This is a genomic window from Jeotgalibacillus marinus (genome assembly GCF_040801915.1).
Lineage (GTDB): Bacteria > Bacillota > Bacilli > Bacillales > Jeotgalibacillaceae > Jeotgalibacillus > Jeotgalibacillus marinus.
Map to the genome: position 1 here is coordinate 1 of NZ_JBFMIA010000055.1, position 2,062 is coordinate 2,062.

The window sequence follows — 2,062 nt, forward strand, 5'->3', positions numbered from 1 at the left end:
ATTCATATCTTACTGCTGATTCAAATTCAACCATTTTCTTATCCGGATCAATCGTTCCAATGGTAGACCAGAGATTACCGTTTACCTCCTCTTTATGTGTGACAACGATCTTTCCATCATCCAATGCTGATACAGAGGGTTCGAGTCCTTTATCAAAGGTAATCATATTTCTATGCCAAGTCACTTCGTCATTTTCGAATGTCCCGTAGCCATACCACAGTGCATCGGTGTTCAATCCTTCATTAACCAAAATGAGATGACCATTGTCCATTATCGTCAGACTTGGATGCTCTCCCACTCCAAAGTATTTGTACGAGCTATACCAATTAATCTTCCCTTCTTCATATCTTCCTAAAGAATAATAGATTTTATCCAAAAGTTCATAAACCTGTATCACATCTCCATTGGGCAAGGTAGCAATGGAAATGGACGATGGCTTCTCGTCATTGTAAATGTCTCCATATGGAACACTATCATTCCAATGCATATAACCATATTCAGTATTTCCCTTATATTCACCCAATGAATAAGTTAGTTGGTTTTCTTCTAATTGAACTGAAACGACGAGACCGTCATCCAAAACAGCGATCGAAGGATCCTCTCCATCGGTATAAGCAAAACCTTCTTCATTTGATGCCTCTGAAGCATGAGATCCTGTAGGCGTGTACAGGGTGAAGATCAGTAATGAAGCCATAAATAGTTTGATTATTTTCTTCATTTTCTTTCCTCCTTTTGTGAATAGTATAATATTTAACGCGCATGTTTGTCCTACTAATATAAATTTTCTGAATAATATTTTTTAATGGTGTCGATACATCGTGTCATAAATGAATGATTGAAAAAAGAGAATTGTAGTCCTTAAACGATCATTTATAGACTTTTGGATACAGGGTGTCAGGATTCCTTTAAGTTAAGGGTAGGTGGGATACCTTCAAAAAAAGGTACAAAAAGCAGGTTGGACTAACACCAGTAAAGACCGTTCCTAATTGGACGGTCTTCACTGGTTTAAATACCTATATCAATCCCACCAAACCACTTGATTTGTTTCATCATCCCATTCTCCTAGTGAATATAAAAGAACATTGTCGTAATCAGCTTGACGTACATTGAGTAGTAAACCATTTTGTAATTGGACGATATCATTTCTACTACCATCTAATTGGTGGACAGGAGCAGCATTCCATATTATTTTGTCTCTGTCGCCGTTCATTGTCCCTATTTGCTGCCAAATCTTGATCATTAGATCAGATGCAAGATATTCTGAATTGTAGTTGGCGGTCTTTGTTGTGGTTATTGAATGGGCAAAAAAAGAATAAAAGACCTAAGTAATATTAACTTAGGCTTTCATACATCCGTTTGATTAATTTCACCTAAAACGACGAAAAGTTAGTTCCGTTTAGTGCCGAAAATATTTACTGCACAGGTATCTGAATCAGGGAAAGTAGTAGCCTCTACGGTTACTTTAGTAGCTTCTTTACCAACTAATGTAGCAATTTGATTTACAGATGGAGTAACCACAGGCCTCGTGAGAGTTCTTGTGATATTTCCATTTGCAGTTTCAAATGTAACAACAACCTCACAGAAACCAGCGTTCTCACCCAGCACTTCAATACTAAACGTTGTAAGGATAGGTTGAGGTTCTGTGTTCTCATAAACAATAAAAGATGAAACGTCTGTCGTTAATACTAGCTGTTCTTCTCCAAGTGGATAGAAAGTGCTGTTAGGTTGTTGTTATTCTGGTTCTTTTTCTTTAAAACCAAAAATTAACGCTAAGGCTATCCCAAGGAGTAACAATACTAAGCAAGAAGACAACAATCCATATACACCAGCATGATTTTTGTTTATGGCATTCACTCAATTTTCACACCCCCAAACCAATCGAAATCGTGTCGATTTTGTCATTTAACCATAAAAAACAGACCCCCCTTTAGCTTCGATGGCAATTTGGGAGTCTATTTTCCTTAATAGTGCATTTGAGCCGATCCTCTTATAGAGGTCAGTCTATAGCGAGACCGTAGGTGTTATAGCACCTATTATGTTGCCATTGGATTTGATTTAGCTA

At 37.3% G+C, this 2,062-nt stretch carries 3 protein-coding genes; all 3 read right to left on the reverse strand.

What is annotated here, in order from left to right; all coding sequences use genetic code 11:
* The coding region (locus AB1471_RS16810) for a hypothetical protein (RefSeq protein ID WP_367780910.1) at positions 1–718 on the reverse strand (718 nt) is incomplete at its 3' end.
* Between the two features lie 300 nt (positions 719–1,018).
* Entirely contained in the window at positions 1,019–1,240 is a 222-nt protein-coding gene (locus AB1471_RS16815; protein ID WP_367780911.1) for a hypothetical protein, read from the reverse strand.
* A gap of 491 nt (positions 1,241–1,731) precedes the next feature.
* Positions 1,732–1,854, reverse strand: a complete 123-nt coding sequence (locus tag AB1471_RS16820) for a hypothetical protein (protein ID WP_367780912.1) — start codon at positions 1,852–1,854, stop codon at positions 1,732–1,734.
* Positions 1,855–2,062: the final 208 nt, after the last annotated feature.